Origin of the sequence: Pedobacter aquatilis (genome assembly GCF_032678425.1) — a bacterium.
GTDB lineage: Bacteria > Bacteroidota > Bacteroidia > Sphingobacteriales > Sphingobacteriaceae > Pedobacter > Pedobacter aquatilis_B.
On sequence record NZ_JAVTSG010000002.1, the window covers coordinates 801,612 to 827,277 of the forward strand.

Sequence of the window (25,666 nt, forward strand, 5' to 3'; positions counted from 1 at the left end):
GAATTAACTGTTCTTTAGCTATTTTAGCTATTCTTGATGTTAGCAAAGCGCATCAAGAATTCAGAATGAGTTAGGATTTCAAATCCTATTTATTACAAATCGAAATTACTATCAGAAGATATCGAAGGACTGGTAGGTTTTAAATTGCATAAAAAAAGCCTTGCAGATTCAATATCTGCAAGGCTTTTGTATTTTGATTTTAATTATAAACAAACGTTCCTTTTTCGCTTTCGATCGTAACCTGCTTTTTATCGCTCTTCTCAACGCGACCAATAATTTGTGCATCAATATTAAAGCTTTTTGAGATTGCGATGATATCATTGGCAATTTCCTGAGGTACATAAAGTTCCATTCTATGGCCCATATTAAATACCTTATACATTTCTTTCCAGTCGGTACCAGATTCTTCCTGAATCAATTTAAATAATGGCGGTACGGGGAATAAATTATCTTTAATTACATGTACATCATCATTAACGAAGTGAAGCACCTTAGTTTGTGCGCCACCGCTGCAATGTACGATGCCATTTATTTTACTTCTATGTTGTTCTAAAATTTTCTTGATAACAGGCGCATAAGTACGGGTAGGCGATAGCACCAGTTTTCCGGCGGTAATTTTGCCAAAGCCATCAACTTCAATTTCATCTGTTAACTTTTGGTTTCCGGAAAAAACCAAATCAAAAGGAACTGCAGGGTCAAAACTTTCTGGGTAGCTGTTAGCGATAGATTTATCAAAAACATCGTGACGGGCAGATGTTAATCCGTTTGAACCCATACCGCCATTGTATTCTGTTTCAAAAGTGGCTTGTCCGTATGAAGCCAAACCCACTACAACATCACCAGGTTTAATATTATCATTACTGATGATATCTGCTCGCTTTAAGCGGCAAGTTACGGTAGAATCAACGATTATGGTTCTAACCAAGTCACCTACATCGGCAGTTTCGCCGCCTGTAGAATATATTGAAATGCCTTGTTCGCGTAAATCGGCTAAAATTTCTTCCGTACCATTTATGATTTCGGCTAAAACCTCACCTGGAATAAGGTTTTTATTACGGCCAATAGTTGAAGATAATAAAATGTTATCGGTTGCGCCAACGCAGATTAAATCATCAATATTCATGATAATGGCATCCTGAGCAATACCTTTCCAAACCGATAAATCATTGGTTTCTTTCCAATACACATAAGCGAGTGATGATTTCGTACCCGCACCATCAGCATGCATGATATTACAGTATTCCTCGTCGGCTCCTAAAATATCAGGAATGATTTTGCAAAAAGCTTTCGGGAAAATTCCTTTATCAATGTTTTTGATGGCATTATGCACATCTTCTTTAGAGGCAGAAACACCTCTTTGATTGTACCTGTTATCACTCATGTTGGGTGCAAAGATAGGGTTTTAAGCTGAAAGACTAAAGCTGAAAGGTCAAAGGTTTTTGGAAAGTAGGGAGTTAGGAGTCCGCAGTCAGAAGACGGAAGTCATAAGTTTTGGAATGAATGGAGCTTGAAGGAAAGAGTAAGGAGCAATGAATAAAGAACAGGGTAGATTAGTCTAAGAAATTGAGGAGGTTTATTAAGTAAACCTTTATCTTAAAACCTTAAATCCAATTAGGCAGCAGGGAGTTTGGAGCAAGGAGCAAAGAGTTGGAGTAAGGAGCAAAGAGTAAAGAACAAGGTAAATTAGTTTAAAACAATTAATGAAATTTATTTTTTGTACTCCTGAATCTTAAAATCCTTAAATCCAAAAAATCCTGTTCAAAAAAAGAGGGCGTAAAGTTTTACCTTACGCCCTATACCTTACGCCTTACAGCTTAAGATTTATTTCATGAACAATAATTCTCTGAATTTTGGTAAAGGCCAAACGCTGTCGTCAACAATTTGCTCCAATTTATCTGCATGATAACGGATGGTATCGAAGTAAGATTTTACTTTCTCATCGTAAGCAATTGCTTTCTCACGAGTGTCTTCGATTTTGTTTGTTACTTTACGTTCTTCTAACATCGCATCGATATTCGTTTTAACGATATCTAAGTGCTCAGATAGTTTTTTAACAATTTCTAGTGATGATTTGCTATCTACACCAAGTTCTTTTAATCCCTTAACGTTTGCGATTAATGAATTTTGGTAAGCAATAGCCGCAGGGATAATTGCTGTATTTGCAACTTCACCCATTACACGGGCTTCAATCTGAAGTTTTTTGTAGAAGTTTTCTAACATGATTTCATGGCGTGCATGAATTTCACGTTTGCTGTAAATTCCAGTTGTTTCAAATAAACCAGCAGATTTTTCAGTTAAATAAGCATCTAGAGCTTTTGGTGTAGTTTTAATGTTCGATAAACCGCGTGTTGCCGCTTCATCTTCCCACTCCTGGCTATAACCATTACCTTCAAAACGAATCGCTTTAGATTCTTTGATGTATTTTTTGATTACCGTTAATAAAGCGATGTCTTTTTTATCACCTTTCTTGATTAATTTATCAACTTCAGCTTTAAACTTAACCAATTGCTCTGCCATGATAGCATTTAAGATGGTCATTGGCGCTGAAGAGTTTGCTGATGAACCAACTGCTCTTAACTCAAATTTATTACCTGTAAATGCGAATGGAGAAGTACGGTTACGGTCGGTATTATCTAATAAAATTTGTGGAATTTTAGGGATACCTAACCAAAGTGCGTTATCTTCTTTAATTTTTTTGCTGATGCGTGAGTGCTCAATTTCATCTAATACATCGTTCAATTGAGAACCTAAGAAGATTGAAATAATTGCAGGTGGCGCTTCGTTAGCACCTAAACGGTGGTCGTTGCTTACCGATGCAATACTTGCACGTAATAAATCTGCATGTTCGCTAACAGCTTTAATTGTGTTTACAAAGAAAGCCAGGAACATTAAGTTGTTTTTAGGCGTTTTACCTGGCGCTAATAAATTTTTACCAGTATCGGTAATTAAGCTCCAGTTGTTGTGTTTACCAGAACCGTTAATGCCAGCGTATGGTTTTTCGTGCAATAAAACACGGAAATGGTGACGACGAGCAACTTTTTCCATCAAATCCATCAATAATTGATTGTGATCGATAGCTAAGTTGATTTCTTCGTAAATAGGCGCACACTCAAACTGAGAAGGTGCAACCTCGTTATGACGGGTTTTTAAAGGAATACCTAACTTTAAAGCCTCGTTTTCGAAATCTACCATGTAAGTGAAAACACGCTCAGGAATAGAACCGAAATAGTGATCTTCTAATTGCTGACCTTTAGCAGACATGTGTCCGAATAAAGCACGGCCAGTTAATAATAAATCCGGACGAGCATTAAACAAAGATTCATCAACCAGGAAATATTCTTGTTCGATACCTAACGATGCATTTACTTTAGTAATGCTTTTATCGAAATATTGGCAAACATCAACAGCAGCTTTATCTAATGCAGCTAATGCTTTTAATAATGGTGCTTTATAATCTAATGCTTCGCCAGTGTAAGAAACAAATACAGTTGGAATACAAAGTGTTTTACCAGCTTTGCTTTCCATAATGAATGCCGGAGAAGATGGGTCCCAAGCTGTGTAACCACGAGCTTCGAAAGTATTACGAATACCGCCGTTAGGGAAAGAAGATGCATCTGGTTCTTGTTGAACTAATGCACTACCCGCAAATTTCTCGATAGCACCTTCGCCACTTGGCTCAAAAAATGAATCGTGCTTTTCAGCTGTAGTGCCTGTTAAAGGCTGGAACCAGTGTGTATAGTGAGTTGCACCAGCACTCATTGCCCAAGCTTTCATAGCTGTAGCAATCTGGTTTGCGTCCTCTGTATTGATTAATTCACCTTGGTTGATAGATGAAATTAATTTTTCATACACGTCTTTAGATAAGAAATCTCTCATTTTTTTCTTATCAAATACATTAGCGCCAAAAAAGTCAGAAATTTTTGTTGATGGTGATTTAACTTCTGGTGAAATTCTGTTTTGAGCCTCTTTTAATGCGATGGTTCTTAAGCTTTTCATTAATTTGTTATGTTTTTTGTCAAAAATAGTATATTTTATTAATTTTTATGAAACAATTGTAAGAAATATATGAATTTTACCGAAAATGAAATATAAAAATGATTTTGTGATTGAAAATTTCATTTTTTGCAAATAATATAGATTTTTTAAAGTTTTATGGAATTGATGAATTTCTTACATCATGCTACTAAAACTCAAAAACTATGTTCAACTCATCATTTAACATTTACAAAACCGAGTGGCTCGATCTTGTATTTTCTGGAAGAAACAAAAATTATGGCGCTTATGCATTAAGGGCACAATCGTCATCAATTCTAACTAAATCTCTATTCGCAGCTGGAGGTGTATTTATACTGCTAAGTGTGTCACCGCTAATTTATAATAAGCTAAAACCTGCTGAGGTAGTAGAAACTGGTACTGTGGTGAATTTACCTGATGATAAGATTTTTAAAATCGAGCAACCAAAGCCCGAGAAAAAGGAGGAACTGAAAAAAGAAGAACCTGCAAAAGTGAAAAGCATTAATATGCCATCAAAAATTGAGGTGGTGAACGATGCAATTGCAAAACCAGCACCTACAATAGATGATACCAAGGATGCAGTAATTAGCAACATTACTCAGGATGGCGATATTAATCCAAATATTGTTTTGCCTGCTAAAGTTGATGAAGGGAATGGTAATGGAAATAAAGCAGAGGGTGAGACTCCAGATGGTAATGCAATCACAGATGTTTCAGGCGTTGATGAATATCCTGAATTTGAAGGTGGGATGAAAGCCTGGGCAAAATACATTCAGCGTAATTTAAGATATCCGTATCAGGCACAAGAAGCTGGAACACAAGGAAAAGTATTCATCAGTTTCGTAGTCGAGAAAGATGGTTCGATAAGCAATGTTAATTTAATCAGGGGTATTGGATTCGGTTGTGATGAAGAGGCTTTAAAAGTTATCAAAAAATCACCAGCATGGAAACCTGGTAAAAATAGGGGGAATGCCGTTCGTGTTCGCTACAATTTGCCAATAACCTTCACGATAAATAATTAAATTGCTACCTATGAAAACGACCATAATCATATTACTAAGCTTCTTTTTTACAAACCATTTAAAAGCAGCCGATATTTTAACATCCGATACAAGCAAAAGCAACAGCATTAAACTTGCTCAAGCTGACATCAAAAAAGGAAATGTAAAGTTTTTAATTATGAGTGGTTTTGCATCAAAGCATTATGAAGGGGATAAGCCCTTCGAAAAGAAGTATAAGATTAAATATTATCAGTTTGGATGTGTATTGCCTTCAAATATAAGTATAGCTGATTATAACAAAGTGGTCGCTAATTATATGGATGGTAAATATGGCAAAGCCTGGCGCAAAGAAGTGAGGAAGGATGTGGTGATGGAAGATGTTTGATGGAAGATGGGGAGATAAATAAAAAGGCTTGAGTATTAACTCAAGCCTTTTTATGTAGTAATTATTTATGAAGTATGCTTATTATAAGATGAAGAAGAGGCTTTAAAAAATAAAAGGTAATGAATTCCTTTTCCGCCCCATATTTCCCATCATACATTTTCCATTTTTTTTACCTATTTTCTATCCATTTTCTGGCGTTTACAAAGGCTTCCATCCATGGAGAAACTTCGTCTTTTCTGCCTTTTGGGTAGTTTGCCCAGTGCCATTGGAACAATGAACGTTCGATGTGTGGCATCATCACTAAGTGGCGACCAGTTTCATCGCACATCATTGCAGTGTTGTAATCAGAACCGTTCGGACTTGCAGGATACTGCTCGTAAGCATATTTAGATACAATCTGATATTTATCTTCGCTATATGGTAAGCTGAATTTTCCTTCGCCATGCGATACCCAAACGCCTAAAGTTGCGCCTTCTAATGTAGAAAGCATTACCGATCTGTTTTTTGCAATTGTTAATGAAGTGAAAATACTTTCGTGTTTATGGCTATCGTTATGTAGCATTTTCGGTTTATCAGCATGGTCTTTATTAATCAAGCCAAGCTCAACAAACAGCTGACAACCATTACAAATACCAACAGATAATGTATCAGCCCTGCTGAAGAATTTTTCTAAAGCAATTCTGGCTTTATCGTTATACATGAATGCACCAGCCCAACCTTTTGCCGAACCTAAAACATCAGAGTTTGAAAAACCGCCAACAGCACCGATAAACTGAATATCTTCCAGGGTTTCACGTCCGGTAATTAAATCGGTCATGTGTACGTCCTTAACATCAAATCCGGCTAAATACATCGCGTTAGCTAATTCACGTTCAGAATTACTGCCTTTCTCACGGATAATAGCGGCTTTTGGTCGTGGTTTGGTATTGTCAATCTGAGGTTTTTTACCATCAAACTGTATAGGGAAATTATATTTTAATGGCTGATTTTTATAGTTTTCAAAACGTTCTTTTGCCTTAACATCGCCACTTTGCTTTTTATCTAAAAGATATGACGTTTTAAACCAGGTGTCGCGTAATTCGCTGATGTTAAAATTATAAGCAGTATCATCGTGGTTAATTTGTAAGGTATTTCCGCTCGTTACCGCTCCGATATTGTAAAACTCAACGCCATTAGCATTTAAAGTTTCTTCAACTGATGCGTCAGCCTGGAAAACAATACCAATATTCTCTGCAAATAAAAGTTTAACTAAGTCATTTTCATTTAGAGCAGATAGATTTATGTTTGCCGCTAAATCGTTATCAGCAAAACACATTTCTAACAAGGTCGTGATTAAACCACCGCTACCAATATCATGTCCGGCTTGTATTTTACCTGCTTTTATTAATGCCTGAATCGTATTAAAGGCCGTTTTAAATTTTGCAGCATCCTTTACATCAGGTGTTTCTGTTCCAACTTTATTTAAAATCTGAGCGAAAGATGAACCGCCCAATTTGTATTCATCATTAGAAAGGTTGATGTAGTAAATCGAACCGCCATCTTTTTGTAAAACGGGCTCAACAACTTTGGTAATGTCATCGCAATTACCGCCTGCCGAAATAATCACCGTACCAGGGGCAATTACATCACCATCTTTATATTTTTGTTTCATCGATAAAGAATCTTTTCCCGTTGGGATGTTGATTCCTAAATCAATAGCGAAATCAGAACAAGCTTTTACTGCATTATACAAACGGGCATCTTCACCTTCGTTCTTACAAGCCCACATCCAGTTTGCAGAAAGCGATACACTTTTTAAGCCATCCTTTAATGGTGCCCAAACAATGTTTGAAAGTGATTCTGCAATTGCATTTCTGCTTCCGGCGGCCGGGTCAATTAATGCAGAAATTGGTGCGTGACCAACTGAAGTCGCAATACCTTCTTTTCCAAGAAAATCTAAAGCCATTACGCCACAGTTATTTAAAGGCAATTGCAATGGTCCGGCTGTTTGCTGTTTAGCTACACGTCCACCAACGCAACGGTCTACCTTATTGGTTAACCAATCCTTAGAAGCTACTGCTTCTAGCTGAAGGACCTGACTTAAATAATCATTCAGTTTATCCGTTTGGTAACTTAATTCCTCGTATTTTCTATCGATGGTTTTATCTTCCATCACAACCTTCGGCGAGCTGCCAAACATATCCTTCAATTCAAAATCCATTGGTTTTGCACCAGTAGTTTCAGATTTGAAAGTAAAACGGTGGTCGCCTGTAACTTTACCAACCGTGTACATTGGAGAACGCTCTCTATCTGCAATTTTTTGCAAAGTTTCGATGTGCTCATTTCCAATAACCAATCCCATACGTTCCTGAGATTCGTTACCGATAATTTCCTTAGCAGAAAGGGTAGGGTCGCCAACCGGAAGTTTATCTAAATTAATTAAGCCGCCAGTTTCTTCTACCAATTCTGATAAACAGTTTAAGTGTCCACCAGCACCATGATCGTGAATGGAAACAATGGTATTGTGATCGCTTTCTACCATTCCGCGAACGGCATTTGCGGCTCTTTTTTGCATTTCAGGGTTGGAGCGTTGAATCGCATTTAATTCAATGCCACTACCAAAAGCACCGGTATCGGCAGATGAAACGGCAGCACCACCCATCCCAATTCTATAATTTTCACCACCTAAAACAACGATGTTATCGCCTTCTTGCGGTTTTTGTTTTTTAGCCTGACTCGCTTTTCCGTAGCCAACACCACCAGCAAGCATTATCACTTTGTCGAAACCTAACTTTCTACTTGTCATACTGAGCTTGTCGAAGTGTTCATGTTCGAAAGTTAAAACTGATCCTGTAATAAGTGGCTGTCCGAATTTATTGCCAAAATCAGTTGCACCGTTAGAAGCTTTAATTAAAATATCCATTGGTGTTTGATAGAGCCATGCCCTTTCTTCAACACCTTTTTCCCACTCGCGATTTTCTTCTAGACGAGAAAGAGCAGTCATGTAAACCGCTGTTCCAGCTAAAGGTAAAGAACCTTGTCCGCCCGCTAATCTATCTCTGATTTCACCACCAGAACCAGTAGCTGCACCATTAAATGGTTCTACGGTAGTTGGGAAATTATGCGTTTCTGCCTTTATTGAAATTACCGATTCAAAATCACTTGTTGTGTAATAATCAGGCTCATCAGCACGTTTTGGGGCAAATTGCTGTACAACCGGACCTTTAATAAAAGCTACGTTATCTTTGTATGCCGAAACAATATCGTTCGGGTTTTCTTCTGAAGTTTTACGGATAAGTTTAAAAAGCGATGTTGGTTTTTCTTCACCGTCAATAACGAAAGTGCCGTTAAATATTTTGTGACGGCAATGCTCTGAATTTACTTGCGAAAAGCCAAAAACTTCCGAATCCGTTAAAGGTCTTTCTAATCTATCAGCAAGCTTAATTAAGTAATCTACCTCGTCATCACTTAAAGATAAACCTTCCTGTTTGTTGAAGGCTGCAATATCTGCGATGTTTAAAATAGGTTCAGGTTGAATATTTATGGTGTAAACCTCTTGATTAAGGGCGTCATATTTTTGCGAAAGCATCGGGTCGAAGTCAGAAAAATCTGCAGCAACTTTTTTAAATTCTTCAATTCTTATAATCCCCTGTATATCCATGTTTTGGGTAATTTCTACCGCATTTGTGCTCCAAGGTGTTATCATTGCTGCCCGTGGACCAACAAAAAAACCGCTTAGCGCAGTCTCATTTTGTAGTTTGGCACCGCCAAATAACCATTCAAGTTTAGTAACATCAGTTGAAGATATGGGATGGTCTGTCTGTAAAACAAAAACCGTATCGGATTGATTTAAGAAGAAATGAATCATGCTTTTTTTTTGAAGATGCAAATTTAGCCTTTTTTAAGTGAAAAAGGTAGAGGTTTTTGGTTTATTTGTAGTGCTTTTTAGCTGTTGAAAATTGAGCGGTTGGAATGTTGGAAAGTTAGTGGATATTTGGGGCGTCTAATCGTAATTCGTAAACCAAGAATCGTAATTTAAAAGATGTTTAACAAAATTCACCATATCGCCATTATCTGTTCCAATTATGAAAAATCGAAGGATTTTTATGTAAATAAATTAGGGTTTAAGGTTTTGGGTGAGGTTTACAGGGCTGAGCGTAAATCTTATAAATTGGATTTAGCGATAAATGATAATTACCAGATTGAATTGTTTTCGTTTGAAAATCCTCCTGCAAGGCCATCTCGACCAGAAGCTTTAGGTTTAAGGCACCTGGCTTTTGAGGTAGATGATATTGAACTTGAAATCGAAAGATTGAACAAGTTTGATGTTACAACTGAAGCGATTAGGATTGATGAATTTACCAGCAAGCGGTTTACATTCTTTACCGATCCGGATGGATTGCCCTTAGAGCTTTATGAAAAGTAATTAATGCAAAATAGCCAACAATTTCGTTGTTGGCTACTTAGATACCGATCGAGTATTCTGTTGTTTTAACAACTCAAAGCCCGGTCGAAACTCGGTTCATTCAAATTGCTATTACAAACTTATGTGTTGCAAACCAACAAGTAAAACAAACGTTTGATATAGTTATTAACAGTTTAAGTGAATGCCGATTAAATGCTTTCTTTTAGTTGTTAAGCATCAGATTAATAGGTTTTTATTGGTTTGTTGCGTGTTGATAAAGTATAGCGTTGTTTTTGAAATAAAATTATTTTGAGCAGACAGAAATCACAAGTTTTTAAGTTTAAGGAGTTTGAAGTTGATCAAACAAATTGTGCCATGAAAATTAATACAGATGGTGTGTTAATTGCGGCGATGGTTCAGTTTGATAATCCTGGAAATATATTAGATATCGGAACCGGAACGGGAGTGATGTCTTTAATGTTAGCACAACGCTTTACGGAAGCGCAGGTCCATGCCCTAGAAATTGATGAACAGGCGGCACTTACGGCCAGGAAGAATTTTAATCATTCGAGGTTTAGCGACCGATTAACTTGTACGCATGTATCGATTGAAGATTTTGAAACGAGCGATAAATTTGATTTGATTGTTTCCAACCCTCCATTTTTTATTAACGATTTAAAAAACGAAGAGCAGCGAAAAGGCATAGCCAGGCATGCTAGTGTCGATTTTTTTGAAGCGCTTGTTCGGCAGTCAGCATTTTGTTTAAACCCAAAGGGGAAAATGTGTTTTGTTTTGCCTGTTAAACAAGCCAGCTTAGTCGAAGATTTGGCCAAGAAGCATGGGTTGAAAGTTTGTGAAAGAATCAATCTTCATTCTGATGAGACTAAAGAAACTTTCAGGGTAATCATTTGTCTTGCTTTCGAAGCGGAGAATTTCAGCACATCTGAATTTTATATTTACAAAGGATTAAACGAACATACCAATGAATACAAGGATTTATTGAAGCCATTTTTTCTGGCCTTTTAAATCATTTTGCCTGTATTTACTGATAAATCTATTCGGATTAAAAATAAATAATGAAAAAAATAGGACTAATTTCTGATACCCACGGCTATCTGGATGATGCGGTTTTTAAGCACTTTGATTCGGTGGATGAAATCTGGCATGCAGGTGATTTCGGGCCGAACGTTGCAGCACCACTCGAAGCATTTAAACCACTAAGGGGGGTGTTCGGAAATATTGATGATGCAGCAATCAGATCGCTGTATCCGGAGCAAAATCGATTTAGTTGCGAAGGAATAAACGTCCTAATGACGCATATTGGAGGTTACCCCGGTCGGTATTCATCTTATATAAAAGAAGAAATATACACTAACCCTCCTAAATTATTTATTGCCGGTCATTCGCATATTTTAAAAGTAATGTATGATGAAAAGCTGAAATGTTTGCATATAAACCCCGGTGCGGCGGGAAAACATGGCTGGCATAAAGTGCGAACTTTAATTCGTTTTTGCATTACTGATGAAAATATTCATACCTTAGAGGTTATAGAATTATCGGGTAGATAATGTAAAAAATACACTAAGTATGGTTTGTGGCGTTAAAACACTGGGGCAATTTATCATTGAAAAACAATCAGATTTTCCCTATGCCAAGGGCGAATTGTCGCGATTATTAAGAGACATTGGCATCGCGGCCAAAATCGTAAATCGGGAAGTTAATAAGGCTGGTCTTGTAGATATTTTAGGTGATATTGGAACCACAAATATTCAAGGTGAAGAGCAAAAGAAACTGGATGTTTACGCAAATGATCAATTTATTGCGGCCTTAACCAGTGGCGGTGAATGTTGTATCGTGGCTACCGAAGAGGAAGATGAAATTATACATATTGAATCGCCTGTTTCTCAAAATGCCAAGTACATTGTATGTATCGACCCCTTAGATGGTTCTTCAAACACTGATGTAAATGTTGCCGTTGGTACCATCTTTTCCATCTATCGCCGTAAAACGACCGATGGCAGAGCGGTTTTGGAAGATGTTTTACAGAAAGGAACTGAACAGGTAGCAGCGGGCTATATTATTTATGGTTCATCAACCATGTTGGTTTACACAACAGGCAAGGGCGTTAACGGCTTTACATTAGATCCTTCAATCGGTGAGTTTTGTTTATCGCATCCAAATATGCGTATTCCAGAATGTGGTTACATGTATTCTGTCAATGAAGGCAATTATGTTCACTTTCCGGATGGTGTGAAAAAATACATCAAGTATTGCCAGGTAGAAGATGATAGTACAAAAAGACCCTATACTTCCAGGTATATTGGCTCGATGGTGGGCGATATTCACAGAAATTTAATCAAAGGCGGAATATATATTTACCCCACAACTTCCCGCTCGCCTAATGGTAAGCTTAGGTTGCTTTACGAGTGCAATCCGATGGCATTTATCATTGAACAGGCAGGAGGGAAGGCAACCACAGGTTTTGATAGGATTCTTGATATCGTACCGACAGAACTGCACCAACGTGTACCTATCTTTATCGGCTCCAAAAACATGGTTGAAAAAGCCGAAGAAATGATGTTAATGTACACAGATACGCCTATTGAGAAGGATACAATAGAGGCGACATTAGAAAACTTAGGTGTTGTTGGTGGTATTGATTAATTCAATTTCAATACTCCTAAATCTAAAGTTATAATTTAAACCGTCCAAGGTATTGGCTGTCTGACTGCATGCTGCGGTCAGCAGCCACAAAACCTATATAAATATCCACTTCCATATTCAGAAGCCTCGGGTTAGGTGTCACTTTGATTTGACCATCCTTTCTGTAGGCGCCATTGAATATTCTGTGTGTAAAAATTTTCTGTTCTGAATTATAGACCAGCAGCAGGAGTTGATCGCTTTCATCAAAGCGATTAACGGTTGTGGTGTTCCACTGAATGCTAATCTCGCCATTGCCAGCAATTTCAACCAACGGATCGATGGCTGGTGTAAGGGCACCTCCACTGATTTTTACCAGATGCTGGTCGATGTAAAAACCATTTTCACCCTTTTTTAAAGCTTCCTTTCTGGTGTAAGATACTGCAGCTCTGAAACCGCCGGTTTTGGTGTAGTAATTATTGAAGCCTACTTTAAGCAAATCAATAAAAGGTGATAGATAGTTTTGTACCAATCTAAATTTATGCTGATTTTCGAGTTCCTTGGCCGTAAAGGGTTTGGTTCGTCGCGGCAGTGCCCGCATGACGTAGGTATCACCAAGCTGCAGGCCAACAACCGGACCAACCTTGCCGAAAAAACCACCCAGAATACCATTTTTAAAAGTTCCCATAAAAATTGTTATTTATCTAAATTTAACAACTTTTAGGAATAAATGCAAATCACTTAGTCGCTTTAAGCTGATTACACATTTTTTATTCGCTTAATACCTAGTATTTAGCTTGTGATTACCCTGTTTACACCGAGTTATCACCTTGTTAATTCAAATAATAAAACCTTTAAATTAGCCGGCTCTTGTAGTTGGTTAATCGCAATAAATTAGAAAAGAAATATTAGGCCATGCGGGCTTTTTCAGCTTCAAAGAAAGTGTCTATAGCCAAATTTGCTTTGTCTTGTGAGGCAAATACAGCCAAACGGTCGCAACGCTCATTTTCCGGATGGTCGTTGTGACCCTTTATCCAGATGAATTTTACTTTGTGTAGTTTATAAAGCTCGAGAAAGCGCAGCCAAAGGTCTTTATTTTTTTTATCCTTAAAATTCTTCGTTACCCAGCCAAATACCCATTTTTTCTCAACAGCATCTACCACATATTTAGAATCTGAATAGACGGTTACCTGTTGGTTCAGGCTTTTTAGTGCTTCTAATCCTTTTATAACAGCAAGTAATTCCATGCGGTTGTTAGTGGTCATTCGGAAACCACCACTTAGCTCCTTATAATGTTGCCCTGCCCTTAAAATGGTGCCCCAACCGCCAGGTCCGGGGTTTCCGCTTGCTGCTCCGTCTGTATAAATTTCAATCATAAACAGTATAAAGGTAGGTTTTTAGCTTTAAATATGCCGTTTAAACTATTGCTTTGCCCAATATTAAAATTAAATTAATTGATTATTAGTTATTTAATTGAAGCTTTGAAATCTTTCGAAAAAAATATTTGCAAAAATTATTTAAAGTCGTACTTTTGTGACACTAAAAAATACGGTGGCTGTAGCTCAGTTGGTTAGAGTATTGGTTTGTGGTGCCGAGGGTCGTGGGTTCGAGCCCCATCAGCCACCCCTGTTGGTCCAAGGTCTTTTTCGAAGACTTTGGACCATTTTTTTTGGCTTCTAATTCCTTGTTTTTCAGATAGATATGGCTTGCTAGTTCGTTCACAAATGTGGTTCGATGTCGGTCTCCATCGTATACTATTTTTTCTGGAAAAATGCAGCTAATAAGATATCTTTTGCCTTCAACATCAGCGTTGTCGAAAAATATATCCAAGCTTTTTAAATTAGTTAAGGCTTGCTCCGCAATGGACCTTATATCTAAAATGTCATTATTTTTGTTGTTTATCTCTCCCAATCTAGATTCTAATCTCACTATTTTCTCATTTGCTTCGATTTTTATAGTTCTAAAATCTACAGCATCTATTTCACTATTTAAAAGGAGTTCCCTCGCTTTATCAATTTTTTTATTTTGATCATTTATTTGATTAATATATAATTTCTTTTCATCCAGAATATTACCCACTTGATTGTGGTATGCATCCGCAATTGTTTGAACAAAAACTTCTTGGAATCCACTTTTAGGGAGATATTCCAAAAGATCCTGCATAAAGGCATCGTTTGCTTTGTCTGCTCTAAATCTTGTTCCGCATGATGACGTGCAATGGTAATAAGTTACCCGGCTGGACCTACCCTTTGAGGAGCTACCAGTCAATGCTCTATCACAGTTTGGACACTTTAAAAATCCCCTTAATAATAGTTCATCAGGCGTTGATAATGGAATCCCATATTTCTTTTTTCTACCATCAAGAATATCCTGGACATCAAAGAATAGTTTTTCACTGATTATTCCTTCATGCAAACCTTGGGCAAGGTAGGCGTCTTCATTTTTATATTTGGGAACAATTACTTTTCCGCAATAAATTGGATTTCTAACAATGTTATAAAAATTATTTTTGCTGCAATCGAAACCTTTTAGCCGTGCTGACTTTAAAATTTCTTCCCCAGAATACGTACCCTGAGCAAGCTGATTGAAAATCCATTTTATAATCTCACTCTCTTCTTCCTTGATCGAAATATATTTTTTGCCGGTTTCTGCAGTTCTATTTTGATAACCTTTTGGAGCAAGGGTTGTCCATCGACCTTCTTTTTTAGCTTGTCTAATTCCAGCTTTAGTATTTAATCCCCTTCTATCATTTTCAATTTCAGGAGTAGTTAAGTAGACTGCGAGCATCATCTTATTCTCTGGGACACTTAAATCTAATGGTTGCTCTATAGCTTGTGCTTCAATGCCAAGTTTTGAAAGTTGTGCTATTGTCTGGTAAGCATCACTTGTATTTCTGCTGAATCTATCCCATTTTGTAAAGAGTAAAAGATCACACTTTCCTTTTGTCTTTTTTGCATGAATAATAAGTTTTTTCCATTCAGGTCTGTTGAACGTTTTAGCTGAATAATCCTCAATGTATATATTCCTAATTTTGATAAGATTGAGCTCGCAATACTTTTCTAAAGTTCCTTGCTGACTCCTTAGTGAGTATCCTTTTTCAGCTTGTTCATCCGTGCTAACTCTAACATATATGTCTGCAATTTTCATGAATCCTCTAATATGTGTTTTGGAATTTGGTTCTTCTTAAGCAATAATTTTTGCCTGACGTGAGCGTTTCTAATTGTCTCTCCAACAGACAAATTACTTAATTTATAGACTAATTCCAAGACAATTCCAGCTTTTTCTTTACTAATAATTGTTCCATGTTTTCCAAGGATTTCAACCATCTTCTCTGGTGTCATTGTTCGTTTTTCCCGAAGTTTATAATAATCCATTTTAATTGGCTTAGATGTATGATATTAGGTATAACAGGTCTGTTGACCGCTGAGGTTAATAGATATTTACGATTTTAGCCAGCTTTATCCCTCAGATTGCATAAGGTATGCAGACTCGTGAATCAATGATATGTAATATGAAAAATCCGATTTCAGTAGATTTAGGTACTGACGAGATTTATTTAAAACTATTTTGGTGGACTAAATTTTAAAACCCGATAATTTTTTGGAAAGTAAATCCTTTTTAATGAATCACGAAGGCTGAAATCTATACAAGACTTAATACAAAATCTTACTCCTCTTCCCTAGAGTCAATCCGCGAAAAATCGAACTTTTATGAACATTGTGAAGCCATAGTAAATTTTGAGAAAGTGGTGAAGAACAAAATTGAGGGACAGTATAGGAAAAAGAAGTTTTCGTGAGTGTTTTTTAGTATCGGGTTGATGACAAGCTACAGTAGGACTTTACAAATTGAAAAGTAAGGTTTATTTTTTAACAAGCAAACGACATGCAAGCCCGATTGAATTCATGCTGTCGCAAAAGTGTCTGATACAGCACACTAACCATTCCCCTCACTTTGTGAACTGTGGTTTGCACCCATACAAGAGCATTGAGATTCGTGACCTTGTGCATTCCAACATGCAGGCGCAAATTTTTCTTGTTCTCTATATGGCTGTATAATGTACAGCTTCCCAAACCTTATGAGTGATCTACTGACAAGGTCATTAAACCAAGCCTGTGGAAATTCCCAACGTTTTTTAATGACAATCCCTTGCGGGTTGATACGCTCATAATGTTTTAGCCAAGAACCATTCCCCTCTTTATAAGGCAACCTCATTAGTAATGGATGCCCGGTGCCTCTGCGATAAATTACTGGTACACTAGTTTGATTCCAAACTTTTTTTATTTTTTCTTGGTTTTCTAAATTCATTTATTTCCAATCCACAGAATATTGTTAGTCTTCAAAATCAGCACCGTACTTTTCTATTATAAATTGCAACTTATCAACACTATATATTCCATATTGATTAGAGCTAATGTACCCATCACTTTCTGCCATGTGTAAAAAATCTCTTGCTTCTTCATAGTGAGGCATAGATAAACGCCTAGCTACCTCTGTAAATTCTCTTAAGTTTAATGCTCTAGGGCCAGTATAATTTGGCGCAACTATTTCTCCTTCATCGATAAAGCTCCATAAATTACCAGATCCCTCTGAACCAACATACTTTTCTAAACTCGTTGTCGATGTTCCATTTTCTGAGCAAACTACATTATTTGCTGGGTCATGGTGAACAATCTTAAAATTAGTTGCACGCAATTTTCCATTTTCATCTTTAACACTATTCCATTCAAGATAAGCTGTTTTCGGTGATTCGATTATATCTCCACACGTATCACAACGAAACTCTTCCAGCGGAACCAACATTCTTTTCATATTTTAAATTTTAGGTTTTTTAATTTTTTTGACTAAACTCTTTTGCTTGTTTTTGTTCTTCGAAAAGGCTTTCTTGAAATGCCACTAGGTATTAGGCATCTTCAGGTTTTTCAGGTGGCTTGTTGTTTTGAATATCGCCTAGCGGCCTTTACAATCTCCGTGCGAAACCTGGTTTGCACCTGCTCATCGGTTTTATCTATATATCTTTTAGCCTGCGCAAAGACATTCGCCTCAAGTCCATTCAAATACTTTCCAATATTTTCTGCAGTAAAAGGTATGTTAAGCTTGTCTTGAAAATTCGGAGGTAGATCTGTCCATACAATCGCATTGATATCTAGCTCAGCTGCCCAAGAACGCAATGCATCCAGAATAATCTCATTGGCAGCTAGGATGTGCTTTTCGCCGGTTAAAACATTGTAGTAACCAATTCTATCAGATGACGTCCCTTCTCGGGCTCGAAGATTATCCATAGCTTTATCAAGGTCTTCAAAAGCCGATAGGGCATAAAGCGTTCGAACCTCTGTCCAATTTTTGACCTCTTGGTCTATTTTACGAAACTTCTTTAGCGTAATCATCCCTATAGCCTTAGATTATTTGAAACAGGGATAAACGCCAACTGGCCTCCTAACTCGAAAGCTAGTTTTGTATTTATTGTTATCATTCGGAGCGTAATTATATCCTAAAGTAACCAATTTCTATTATATCTTGCCACCAAGACACTGATTTTCTCCGTCTATTCTTTATGATTGTTCAGTAAATTTAAGTGTTCATGTAACATGAACATTGACTTTTATTGAACATAATATAAGCTTATTTAGGAATTATCAATTATTGTTCATTATATTTGATTGTTCATGTATCTTGAACAAATTAAAATTTTGAACATGAAAGAGCAAGATATACTTTTGCCCGCCTTGGAAAGACTAACAGAAATTGCTGGAGTTACAGCAAAAATCTTGAGCTATCCATCAGGTCGCGGAAGAAATTCTGATGCCATAATAGAACTTACCAAAGGGCGACAGACATCCATTCTGGAAGCAGATGTCAAGACCGAGGTCAGGACTGCAACGCTGGACAACATTATCTCAAGGCAGCAGCAGACCGACGGCAAGAGAATCCTTATTACAAAATATATTCCCTCGCCCATGAAAGAGGAACTGCGCAAGCAAAATATCTGTTATATTGAAACATCAGGGAACTGCTATATCGAAACCCGTAGCATGTTCGTTCTAATAAGCGACCAAAAAAGCACACAGCCAAAACATAATGAAGATACCAAATTATGGGCACCAGCAGGGCTAAAGTTTTTATTTGCAGTTCTTCAGGAGCCGGACATACTTAATACTTCTTACCGTAACATGGCATACGCATCTAGCGTAGCCCTGGGTAATGTAGGCAACTTTATCTCAGAGATGAAGCGCGACGGTTACATCATCATGGGGACACGTCTGGAACAGCCAATTTTATTACTTGACAACAAGACTGCCCTAATAGATAAATGGGCCGACATGTATAGAACAGTCCTAAGGCCAAAGCAGCTGGTCGGGAAATTTCGCTTCGCTAAAAAGGAAGATAGGGCAAATTGGCACGAATATACAGCTCAAAGCGGCGACATCCGCTGGGGAGGCGAAACTGCAGGGGCTATCCTAACTGGACACTTGGTGCCAGAAGTTTATACCATATACTCTAACAGTGACCGATTTGAACTAATGAGAAGGTTAAGACTGGTTCCATCTGCAACTGGTGATGTAGAAATACTGAGGCCTTTTTGGAATGAGGATACCGCAGAGCCTGGTGATGGTACGGTTCCGCCGATGTTGGTCTATGCAGAACTGATCAGCAGCCTGGACAGCAGAAACAGGGAAGTCGCATTAAGAATAAAGGAAAAATATGTCGGATAACCCCATACTTTTGCCACTGGTATCAGAAATGCTAAGTGAGATGAGCACCGTATGCGCAAAATTTGATATCGATTTTTATCTCGTGGGTGCAATTGCAAGAGATATCCATTTATCTGCCAACGAAGAACTTCTTTCAAAAAGAGGTACCAAGGATGTTGACCTTGCCATCACCATTAGCGATGTGGGGCAGTACAACCAGATAAAAAAAGCGCTGATAGGAACTGGGCTATTTGAAGGGCATGAAACAGAGGCCATAAAGCTGATTTATAAAAAGGGCGTGGAACTCGATCTTCTGCCATTTGGAGAAATTGAGGAAGCAAACAGAAATGTAAAATTGACCGACCCAACCTTTGTATTGAATATGCCGGGCTTTGCAGAAATTTATCCCTTTGTTGAGGATTATGATGTCGGAAACGGCCAGATGGTAAAGGTCTGTACCATAGAAGGTATCATCCTGCTAAAGCTGATTGCTAACGACGACCGTCCGGAGCGGACAAAGGACATTGCCGATATCGAACATCTAATCCAGAGTTATTTCGAACTGAACAATGATGATATCTATATGTCCCATTTTGAGCTGATGGAATTATATGATACCACCAACAATGACTATATCCAGCTGGTATGCTCACGGTTGATAGGAAGAAAAATAAATGCCTTACTGGCAAACTCAGTTACGCTTGCCAACAGGGTTAAGGCAATATTATCAAAGCGTGAAACGGCAAGATGGCAGGCCATTCTAGACGGAATGAATGACAACTGGCTCTAAGATCAGAAAGATTTTTAAAGCCCTCAAATTTTGCCTATTTTCCGAAATATCCAAATATAGAAAAAATGACCTCTCAACCGTTACTATCCATGACCGTCTCCCTTCAGGAAAATTCCTGGAGCCCACTTTCGGGACAACTTAAGGTAGGAGAATGCCTTGAACTTATAAAAAAAGGAACTTACAAGTCGGAGGTTGAGAATCTCAGAAGACATCTCAGTGAGGGAAATACCGATTACTATGATAGAGAAAAAAAAAGGCTTCCTGCGGTTACCTTTTCTGCAAGTTTCGAAAAGCAAAGGAACCGCGCTTCCATATCTGAGTATAACCGGTTACTTGTGCTAGATTTTGATAAATTAACGGCTGATGGGATGATTGGCCTGAAATCCAGACTTCAAGCCGACCCTCATATTCTATCCTTTTGGGAATCACCATCTGGATCTGGATTGAAGGGGCTAATGTTTCTAGATTTTTCAGAAGACTTCCCCCTAGAGGATGCAAACTTCAGGCACACTTACGCCTTTAGGAAAGTCCATACATATTTTAAGGAAAAATACGATGTTGAATTGGATAAAAGCGGTAGTGACGTCACCCGTCTATGTTTTTTCTCCTTCGATCCCGACCTATTTATTCGGGAAGAAACAACACCTTTTTCCGTTTCTTATACCGATGGTGAAGCGGCGTTGGCCAGGCAGACACTAAGGACGGCGGTCTACTCTTATGCAGCCGAGCCAACAGCCAACCAGAAATTCAATCCATTGGGCAAGAACAGCCAGCTAAATAGGACTGAGGTGCAGGCGATCATCAGGTATCTCTCAAGAAGGGGACTTTCGATAACCTATAGTTTTCACAACTGGTACCAGGTATCTTATGCCATAGCCAACACATTCACCTACGAACTGGGGATGAAATATTTTCTCTCACTATCAAAACTTGATGGCAGGGCCTATAACGAACGGGGCAGCCGAAATATGATCGATTACTGCTATGCAAATTCGATGGGAAAGTTTACTTTTGCAACCGTAGTCTTTTTTGCTAAGCAAAATGGCTATAAGAAAGAGAAAGAGGTACCTAAGGTGGAGGAAATGTTATGAAAATAGCAAAGTACCCCGCAAGTATTAACAGCCATTCTGTGCACGACAAAGTTGGGAGGAGCTCTAATAGTTCAGTATTTTCTAGTCAGGGACCACTTTCTTTTTCTTTATGCTAAATCTCAGCGATTATTCATCTGAAAAAAGCATACTTGATATGCTCTGCCGCCTGAGGGTAAAACTAGCTCACCGCAGGAACAAGGACCACATTATTCATCTGCACACAAGCTCTAAAAAACATAATTACCATAGGACTTCCAGCACCAACAGTACCGAGCTGCTGACAAGCTTATTTCCTCCAAGAAAACAATGGAAATCGGTACTCCAGCGCAAAAGGATGAAAAACGGCATCCCGCGCAGCTCAACGGAAAAAACAATGCTCTCCTTGCAGGCGACTCTAAGGTTCTTTAGAGATACCCAGCCCGATGCTCCATTTCTGGGCAGGCTGGATGCCTTTATAAGAGAAGTTCAGGATGGTATTCATGGAGGCAACTATAAGATTGGCGCTCCAAAGATCATCCCAAAATTAAAAGAGGATAAGGCCAGTGATACAAAAATAAATATATGCAGGCCGATAGCCTCATTTGGACTGAAGGACAAATTAATTCTAAGTATCACCAACAGGTATCTAACGGGCGTTTTTGACCCCTTCTTTATCGAACATTCCTTTGCCTTTAGAGCTAAACGCTTGATAAACGGAAAACTGATGTGCCCAACGCACCATGAACCCGTACAGGAAATCCTGGATTACAGGAAAAGATTTGAAGAAGGCAGCCTGTATGTGGCCGAATGTGACATGAAGAAATTCTTTGATACCGTTAGCCATACATTGATCAAGAAGATTTTTGCGCAGTTTTTTAATCGAAAGGGAATGGAAGATTACCAGGCCCAAGACCTGGCCGATGCAAAACGTATCCTTTACGAATATCTGGATTCTTACACCTTCAATAAAACTGTTCTGCCACTGAACCAAAAACAAGCGCACTTCGACAGGTTCCAGATTCCCAAAGGTGAATATGGATGGGTTGGGAAGGAACTGATTGCCAAGGATTACTACAAGCGCCTATCGAGCGCGAAAATTGGTATTCCGCAGGGCGGTGCACTATCGGGCTTGATAGCGAATGCCGTACTGCACGGCATAGACAAGAAGGTAAATGCTCTGCAGGATGGGAAGCTTCTCTACCTAAGGTTTTGCGATGATATGCTTATCATCCACCCTGAGCGGAACAAGTGCGAGCAGGCCTTCCAACGATATCTCTTGGGGCTAAAATCCAAAAAGCTGGTGGTGCATGATCCGGTGGAAACCCCTTATGCCACTGCCAAGAAATTCTGGTCGGAAAAATCAAAAAGTTGCTATAGCTGGGGAAATGAAAGCAGAATGGGCTCACCTTGGATTGGCTTCGTGGGGTATGAAATGCATTACCAGGGGCATATTAGGGTAAGAAAAAGCTCACTATTAAAAGAGATGAAAAAGCAGTTCCGCGTGGTGGGCGACCTGAAGCAGATCTTAAAGGATCCTCAATGCCGCAGTGGCAAGGGCTCCATCTACGAATCCGTTGCCAGCCGATTAATAGGCATGTCCGTGGGAAGGGTATCTCTTTGGAACTATAAGCAGATTCCAAATGAAATGTGCTGGGTAAGCGGCTACAAACTTTTGACCGACAATAAATACTCTCGCATACAGCTTAAGCGCTTAGACTCCAGCCGCAACCGGCTACTGCTCAAATTAAGATTGATGGTAGGAAAAATGGGCGCTGATGACAAGGATGATACAGACTCGGAAGAGCGATCAAGGATATCCGAACCTATATATCACGGCTTTCCTTTTAGTTATTACTATCAAGCACTAAAAGATAAATAGGATCAGGATATCTGACCGTTTGTATTTACCAAAAAGTCTAGTGTTTAAAATTTAATGACATGAATATGGAAGACAATGACGAGGAAAAGTTATGTTATAAGTGTGTAACTGACGAATATCTCAGCGAGAAAATAAGGATAGGTGGCATAAGCTGCATCTGCTCATATTGTAAGAAGAAGAGGCGATCTTACACCCTCTCTAAAATGGCAGATCGCGTTGAGGAAGCTTTTGAACAGCATTTTGAGCCCACCAATGACCAGCCCACAGAGGAAGAGTATTACAGGCAGCACTCGGATCTGGAATCCTCATACTGGTGGTACCGCGAGGGGGAAAGCCTGCCATTCCTATTGGAAGATATGGGCGGCATTCCAGAGCAGGCGGCAGAAGACATCCAGGCAATACTTCAATCCAGGTATGACAACCATGATAACGATTTCGAGGAACAGCGCTTCAGCAGTGAAGCCCTATATGAAATGAGAGGTGTCTCTGACCACTTATGGCAGCAGGATTGGGATGAGTTCGAACGTGTCGTGCAATCTGAATCCCGCTTTTTTAGCAGAAAGGTATATGATTACCTAACCAGGGTCTTCACTGGGCTTGAGAAATTTACCTCTTACAAGGCTGCTCCACTTATCCGTAAGGCAGGCGCATCAAAGGGCATAAAGGGGCTCTACAGGGCGAGGGTTTTTCAGGACCGGGATGAGATATTGTCAGCGATCAAGAGCCCCGACCAGCAGATTGGAACCCCATCTTCGAAATTTGCAAGGGGCGGAAGGATGAACGCACAAGGGGTTGCCGTCTTTTATGGTGCGACTAGCCACGAACTTGCGCTTGCAGAAGTAAGGCCACCGGTGGGCAGTAAAGTAGTTATCGGATATTTTGAAATATTAAGGCCACTAAGACTTCTTGATCTTACCGCTCTTCGCAATGCACGGGCTGAGGGAAGCATCTTCGATCCCCAATATGCACCACTTCGTGAAAAGGCATTGTTCCTCAGTCGCCTGGTAGACCGCATAGCTCTCCCCGTAATGCCTTCGCAGGAATCAAAGGATTACCTTTCCACCCAGATCATTGCCGACTTTTTAGCCGAGGCCAATGACCCTCCTTATGATGGGATTATCTTTTCTTCCACGCAGTCAAAAAAGGAAGGTGCCAATGTTGTGCTATTCCACCGCGCCGCAAGGGTTCAGCAGATAGACCTAGTGGAGGGCGCAAAGATCACAGCACATTCAAGCGTATATGAACCTGCAGAGGGAGAATATGAAAGCTATAATGTCGTTGTTCAGCAGCCCGGGAAGCTGAAAAAAAAGGAGCCGATTAAAGATCACGTCTATCATCCAGCAACAGGATTTCTTCCCTCTCCTCGATGGCCAATTGTGGAGGATACCAGGGAAATTACGCTGAAGATCAGGGAAAATGATCTGCAGATATTTGAAATCAGCTCTCTGGAGGTCATAACGAAGGAAATACCTTACCAGCGAGCTACCGTAAAGGAGGAGTGTAAGATAAAAAAGCCTGAAATTTTGGATTTTTGATTTATTGTGGCGGCAATTTGTATAAACCTAGCTTGCACTAGAGTGCCTTTTTGCCGTATATTGGGCAAATCACTAAAAATAAACTAACGCTAAATGTCCGCAACTAAATTAAACTCCTCGGCTGCCAAACATTTCCCAATGTGGGATGTGATGTTAGATGAGCATTTCGACTGCCAGTACAACGGGCTTGACTGGGATGAAAAGGAACGTGAAAGGGTTTTCTTTCAGAGCAATGAACTTCTGATGTCGATTGCCGAGCATTTTTTCAGCCTTGGCAAATTCAAGGATAGCTGGGATAACTCAAAATGCTACATAAATGTCTATGGGCAAAACCTTCTATTGAAGTCGGAAAAGCTGGATACCATTTTCCACTGGGGACTGGATGAGCATTATTTTTATCTGGAGTGCCACATCATTTATGCGGAGAACCTGCGCTATATGAATGATGAATTTTATGAGCTTATATTAGCGCTTAAGGCTCTTGGGGATTTTGAGTTTTTTGAGGTGGGGCGCATAACTAAAGATGAACGGCCTTATTATGAAAACAAGACAAGTACTGTGTTTCAGCTGATCAGAAACTTTATGCTCTATCAGACCGAAAAGATGAACGGGAGCAATTATCAGCAGCCTCCATCTTTGGATCTCGGACAGTTCTGCCTGAAGTGGGATGCCCAGCGCATAGACTGGGAGGAATTGATAGAAAAGGCAAGCGCGGCCTTCAAGATAATGTACAACATAAATTACAAGCTCTGGAAGGTAAGCAATACCCCTAAAGCCAAATCCAGCATAGCAAGGTGACACGAGTAAATTATCGTCCATTCGATTGCATCCTGCTACCTGAATTTTTTATGGCGTTTCAATACCCTGCCCTTGCTGTTAAATTCCTCAGTTTCCTCCAAAGGCCTCTTCCTTAATATAAACTTATAGATAAGTGTAAGCGCAATACCGACATTAGCAGATCCGCCGATGATGGCAACTATTTTGATGATTTGGTTATAGTCCATAGCTATCGCAATTTTTTATTGCGCTCCCTTTTATGGGCGTTGGACCGCCCTATTATACAAATAATCTTTGATATTGCAAAGGACAGGCAAATCTGGCCTTTGCAATGGCCATATCTGCATGTACCGGACTTGTGCAGCGGTTGGGTTTCTGCCTCGCAATCTTTGTACATCATCCCTTTTCTATTTAATATTTCCATTTGATATTCATAAAAGACAAATTGGGCCGGCAACTACTGCAGGGCCAATTGTTAAAGGTAAAACACCCATTCCAATCG

Annotated in this window: 22 protein-coding genes, 1 tRNA gene and 1 pseudogene; 13 read left to right on the forward strand and 11 right to left on the reverse strand. The window is 39.0% G+C overall.

What is annotated here, in order from left to right; genetic code table 11:
- Window positions 1-199: 199 nt before the first annotated feature.
- Both R2Q16_RS09625 and R2Q16_RS09630 read right to left on the reverse strand, forming a co-directional pair.
- Window positions 200-1,381 carry an AIR synthase related protein gene (locus R2Q16_RS09625; protein WP_316736690.1) on the reverse strand — a complete coding sequence of 394 codons (1,182 nt, stop codon included), beginning with the start codon at window positions 1,379-1,381 and terminating at the stop codon, window positions 200-202.
- A 440-nt stretch (window positions 1,382-1,821) separates the two neighbouring features.
- Entirely contained in the window at window positions 1,822-3,996 is a 2,175-nt protein-coding gene (locus R2Q16_RS09630; RefSeq protein ID WP_316736692.1) for a glutamine synthetase III, read from the reverse strand.
- A 203-nt stretch (window positions 3,997-4,199) separates the two neighbouring features.
- On the opposite strand from R2Q16_RS09630, the gene R2Q16_RS09635 reads away from it, so the two are divergent.
- Both R2Q16_RS09635 and R2Q16_RS09640 read left to right on the forward strand, forming a co-directional pair.
- Window positions 4,200-5,036, forward strand: coding sequence for an energy transducer TonB (locus R2Q16_RS09635; protein ID WP_316736694.1), 837 nt, complete (start codon window positions 4,200-4,202; stop codon window positions 5,034-5,036).
- 10 nt (window positions 5,037-5,046) lie between these two features.
- Entirely contained in the window at window positions 5,047-5,400 is a 354-nt protein-coding gene (locus R2Q16_RS09640) for a hypothetical protein (RefSeq protein ID WP_316736695.1), read from the forward strand.
- A gap of 169 nt (window positions 5,401-5,569) precedes the next feature.
- Here the strand turns inward: R2Q16_RS09640 and purL are convergent, their stop codons facing one another.
- Window positions 5,570-9,247, reverse strand: a complete 3,678-nt coding sequence (purL, locus tag R2Q16_RS09645; protein ID WP_316736696.1) for a phosphoribosylformylglycinamidine synthase — start codon at window positions 9,245-9,247, stop codon at window positions 5,570-5,572.
- 174 nt (window positions 9,248-9,421) lie between these two features.
- Here purL and R2Q16_RS09650 point away from each other — a divergent pair, with 174 nt between their 5' ends.
- From R2Q16_RS09650 to fbp, 4 genes are all read left to right on the forward strand, one after another.
- Window positions 9,422-9,805 carry a VOC family protein gene (locus tag R2Q16_RS09650; protein ID WP_316736697.1) on the forward strand — a complete coding sequence of 128 codons (384 nt, stop codon included), beginning with the start codon at window positions 9,422-9,424 and terminating at the stop codon, window positions 9,803-9,805.
- A gap of 354 nt (window positions 9,806-10,159) precedes the next feature.
- Window positions 10,160-10,810 carry a tRNA1(Val) (adenine(37)-N6)-methyltransferase gene (locus R2Q16_RS09655; RefSeq protein ID WP_316736698.1) on the forward strand — a complete coding sequence of 217 codons (651 nt, stop codon included), beginning with the start codon at window positions 10,160-10,162 and terminating at the stop codon, window positions 10,808-10,810.
- Between the two features lie 50 nt (window positions 10,811-10,860).
- Window positions 10,861-11,352 (forward strand): metallophosphoesterase family protein, encoded by a 492-nt coding sequence (locus tag R2Q16_RS09660; RefSeq protein WP_316736700.1) that lies wholly within the window; start codon window positions 10,861-10,863, stop codon window positions 11,350-11,352.
- A 19-nt stretch (window positions 11,353-11,371) separates the two neighbouring features.
- Window positions 11,372-12,448 (forward strand): class 1 fructose-bisphosphatase, encoded by a 1,077-nt coding sequence (gene fbp / locus R2Q16_RS09665; RefSeq protein ID WP_316736702.1) that lies wholly within the window; start codon window positions 11,372-11,374, stop codon window positions 12,446-12,448.
- A gap of 28 nt (window positions 12,449-12,476) precedes the next feature.
- Here the strand turns inward: fbp and R2Q16_RS09670 are convergent, their stop codons facing one another.
- Both R2Q16_RS09670 and rnhA read right to left on the reverse strand, forming a co-directional pair.
- Window positions 12,477-13,112: a DUF6266 family protein gene (locus R2Q16_RS09670; RefSeq protein ID WP_316736704.1), complete on the reverse strand. Its 636-nt coding sequence runs from the start codon at window positions 13,110-13,112 to the stop codon at window positions 12,477-12,479.
- A 220-nt stretch (window positions 13,113-13,332) separates the two neighbouring features.
- Window positions 13,333-13,800 (reverse strand): ribonuclease HI, encoded by a 468-nt coding sequence (gene rnhA, locus R2Q16_RS09675; RefSeq protein ID WP_316736705.1) that lies wholly within the window; start codon window positions 13,798-13,800, stop codon window positions 13,333-13,335.
- A 175-nt stretch (window positions 13,801-13,975) separates the two neighbouring features.
- Between rnhA and R2Q16_RS09680 the strand changes: the two genes are divergently transcribed.
- Window positions 13,976-14,049, forward strand: a tRNA-His gene (locus R2Q16_RS09680).
- A 538-nt stretch (window positions 14,050-14,587) separates the two neighbouring features.
- Here the strand turns inward: R2Q16_RS09680 and R2Q16_RS09685 are convergent.
- From R2Q16_RS09685 to R2Q16_RS09705, 5 genes and pseudogenes are all read right to left on the reverse strand, one after another.
- Window positions 14,588-15,571 (reverse strand): annotated as a pseudogene (locus R2Q16_RS09685) (recombinase family protein); the annotation flags it as partial.
- The gene (locus R2Q16_RS09690) at window positions 15,568-15,798 is read right to left on the reverse strand and encodes a hypothetical protein (protein WP_316736706.1); all 231 of its coding nucleotides are present in this window, start codon (window positions 15,796-15,798) and stop codon (window positions 15,568-15,570) included. The gene R2Q16_RS09690 and the pseudogene R2Q16_RS09685, both read right to left, overlap by 4 nt.
- Window positions 15,799-16,357: 559 nt before the next feature.
- Complete coding sequence (locus R2Q16_RS09695) at window positions 16,358-16,729, reverse strand: hypothetical protein (RefSeq protein WP_316736707.1); 372 nt, start codon at window positions 16,727-16,729, stop codon at window positions 16,358-16,360.
- Window positions 16,730-16,753: 24 nt separating this feature from the next.
- Window positions 16,754-17,233: a hypothetical protein gene (locus tag R2Q16_RS09700; protein ID WP_316736708.1), complete on the reverse strand. Its 480-nt coding sequence runs from the start codon at window positions 17,231-17,233 to the stop codon at window positions 16,754-16,756.
- A gap of 110 nt (window positions 17,234-17,343) precedes the next feature.
- Window positions 17,344-17,808, reverse strand: a complete 465-nt coding sequence (locus R2Q16_RS09705) for a hypothetical protein (RefSeq protein ID WP_316736709.1) — start codon at window positions 17,806-17,808, stop codon at window positions 17,344-17,346.
- A 309-nt stretch (window positions 17,809-18,117) separates the two neighbouring features.
- Here R2Q16_RS09705 and R2Q16_RS09710 point away from each other — a divergent pair, with 309 nt between their 5' ends.
- From R2Q16_RS09710 to R2Q16_RS09735, 6 genes are all read left to right on the forward strand, one after another.
- Window positions 18,118-19,134, forward strand: coding sequence for a type IV toxin-antitoxin system AbiEi family antitoxin (locus R2Q16_RS09710; protein WP_316736710.1), 1,017 nt, complete (start codon window positions 18,118-18,120; stop codon window positions 19,132-19,134).
- Entirely contained in the window at window positions 19,124-19,903 is a 780-nt protein-coding gene (locus R2Q16_RS09715; protein WP_316736711.1) for a nucleotidyl transferase AbiEii/AbiGii toxin family protein, read from the forward strand. Before R2Q16_RS09710 ends, R2Q16_RS09715 begins: the two co-directional genes overlap by 11 nt.
- 65 nt (window positions 19,904-19,968) lie before the next feature.
- Window positions 19,969-20,994 carry a BT4734/BF3469 family protein gene (locus R2Q16_RS09720; protein ID WP_316736712.1) on the forward strand — a complete coding sequence of 342 codons (1,026 nt, stop codon included), beginning with the start codon at window positions 19,969-19,971 and terminating at the stop codon, window positions 20,992-20,994.
- A gap of 334 nt (window positions 20,995-21,328) precedes the next feature.
- Window positions 21,329-22,852: a reverse transcriptase domain-containing protein gene (locus tag R2Q16_RS09725; RefSeq protein ID WP_316736713.1), complete on the forward strand. Its 1,524-nt coding sequence runs from the start codon at window positions 21,329-21,331 to the stop codon at window positions 22,850-22,852.
- Window positions 22,853-22,911: 59 nt separating this feature from the next.
- Window positions 22,912-24,387, forward strand: coding sequence for an RES domain-containing protein (locus R2Q16_RS09730; protein WP_316736714.1), 1,476 nt, complete (start codon window positions 22,912-22,914; stop codon window positions 24,385-24,387).
- Window positions 24,388-24,480: 93 nt separating this feature from the next.
- Entirely contained in the window at window positions 24,481-25,185 is a 705-nt protein-coding gene (locus tag R2Q16_RS09735) for a hypothetical protein (protein ID WP_316736715.1), read from the forward strand.
- Between the two features lie 35 nt (window positions 25,186-25,220).
- Here R2Q16_RS09735 and R2Q16_RS09740 read toward each other — a convergent pair whose 3' ends face one another.
- Window positions 25,221-25,391, reverse strand: coding sequence for a hypothetical protein (locus R2Q16_RS09740; protein ID WP_316736717.1), 171 nt, complete (start codon window positions 25,389-25,391; stop codon window positions 25,221-25,223).
- Window positions 25,392-25,666: the final 275 nt, after the last annotated feature.

Excerpts from the sequence above, each read along its gene's own strand:
- R2Q16_RS09730 (WP_316736714.1), top strand. The coding sequence starts at position 22,912 with ATGAATATGGAAGACAATGACGAGGAAAAGTTATGTTATAAGTGTGTA.
- R2Q16_RS09635 (WP_316736694.1), top strand. The coding sequence starts at position 4,200 with ATGTTCAACTCATCATTTAACATTTACAAAACCGAGTGGCTCGATCTT.
- fbp (WP_316736702.1), top strand. The coding sequence starts at position 11,372 with ATGGTTTGTGGCGTTAAAACACTGGGGCAATTTATCATTGAAAAACAA.
- R2Q16_RS09705 (WP_316736709.1), bottom strand. The coding sequence starts at position 17,808 with ATGATTACGCTAAAGAAGTTTCGTAAAATAGACCAAGAGGTCAAAAAT.
- R2Q16_RS09735 (WP_316736715.1), top strand. The coding sequence starts at position 24,481 with ATGTCCGCAACTAAATTAAACTCCTCGGCTGCCAAACATTTCCCAATG.
- R2Q16_RS09695 (WP_316736707.1), bottom strand. The coding sequence starts at position 16,729 with ATGAATTTAGAAAACCAAGAAAAAATAAAAAAAGTTTGGAATCAAACT.
- R2Q16_RS09700 (WP_316736708.1), bottom strand. The coding sequence starts at position 17,233 with ATGAAAAGAATGTTGGTTCCGCTGGAAGAGTTTCGTTGTGATACGTGT.
- R2Q16_RS09720 (WP_316736712.1), top strand. The coding sequence starts at position 19,969 with ATGACCTCTCAACCGTTACTATCCATGACCGTCTCCCTTCAGGAAAAT.
- R2Q16_RS09670 (WP_316736704.1), bottom strand. The coding sequence starts at position 13,112 with ATGGGAACTTTTAAAAATGGTATTCTGGGTGGTTTTTTCGGCAAGGTT.
- R2Q16_RS09725 (WP_316736713.1), top strand. The coding sequence starts at position 21,329 with ATGAAAAACGGCATCCCGCGCAGCTCAACGGAAAAAACAATGCTCTCC.
- R2Q16_RS09710 (WP_316736710.1), top strand. The coding sequence starts at position 18,118 with ATGAAAGAGCAAGATATACTTTTGCCCGCCTTGGAAAGACTAACAGAA.
- R2Q16_RS09715 (WP_316736711.1), top strand. The coding sequence starts at position 19,124 with ATGTCGGATAACCCCATACTTTTGCCACTGGTATCAGAAATGCTAAGT.
- rnhA (WP_316736705.1), bottom strand. The coding sequence starts at position 13,800 with ATGATTGAAATTTATACAGACGGAGCAGCAAGCGGAAACCCCGGACCT.
- R2Q16_RS09650 (WP_316736697.1), top strand. The coding sequence starts at position 9,422 with ATGTTTAACAAAATTCACCATATCGCCATTATCTGTTCCAATTATGAA.
- R2Q16_RS09740 (WP_316736717.1), bottom strand. The coding sequence starts at position 25,391 with ATGGACTATAACCAAATCATCAAAATAGTTGCCATCATCGGCGGATCT.
- R2Q16_RS09640 (WP_316736695.1), top strand. The coding sequence starts at position 5,047 with ATGAAAACGACCATAATCATATTACTAAGCTTCTTTTTTACAAACCAT.
- R2Q16_RS09690 (WP_316736706.1), bottom strand. The coding sequence starts at position 15,798 with ATGGATTATTATAAACTTCGGGAAAAACGAACAATGACACCAGAGAAG.
- purL (WP_316736696.1), bottom strand. The coding sequence starts at position 9,247 with ATGATTCATTTCTTCTTAAATCAATCCGATACGGTTTTTGTTTTACAG.
- R2Q16_RS09655 (WP_316736698.1), top strand. The coding sequence starts at position 10,160 with ATGAAAATTAATACAGATGGTGTGTTAATTGCGGCGATGGTTCAGTTT.
- R2Q16_RS09630 (WP_316736692.1), bottom strand. The coding sequence starts at position 3,996 with ATGAAAAGCTTAAGAACCATCGCATTAAAAGAGGCTCAAAACAGAATT.
- R2Q16_RS09660 (WP_316736700.1), top strand. The coding sequence starts at position 10,861 with ATGAAAAAAATAGGACTAATTTCTGATACCCACGGCTATCTGGATGAT.
- R2Q16_RS09625 (WP_316736690.1), bottom strand. The coding sequence starts at position 1,381 with ATGAGTGATAACAGGTACAATCAAAGAGGTGTTTCTGCCTCTAAAGAA.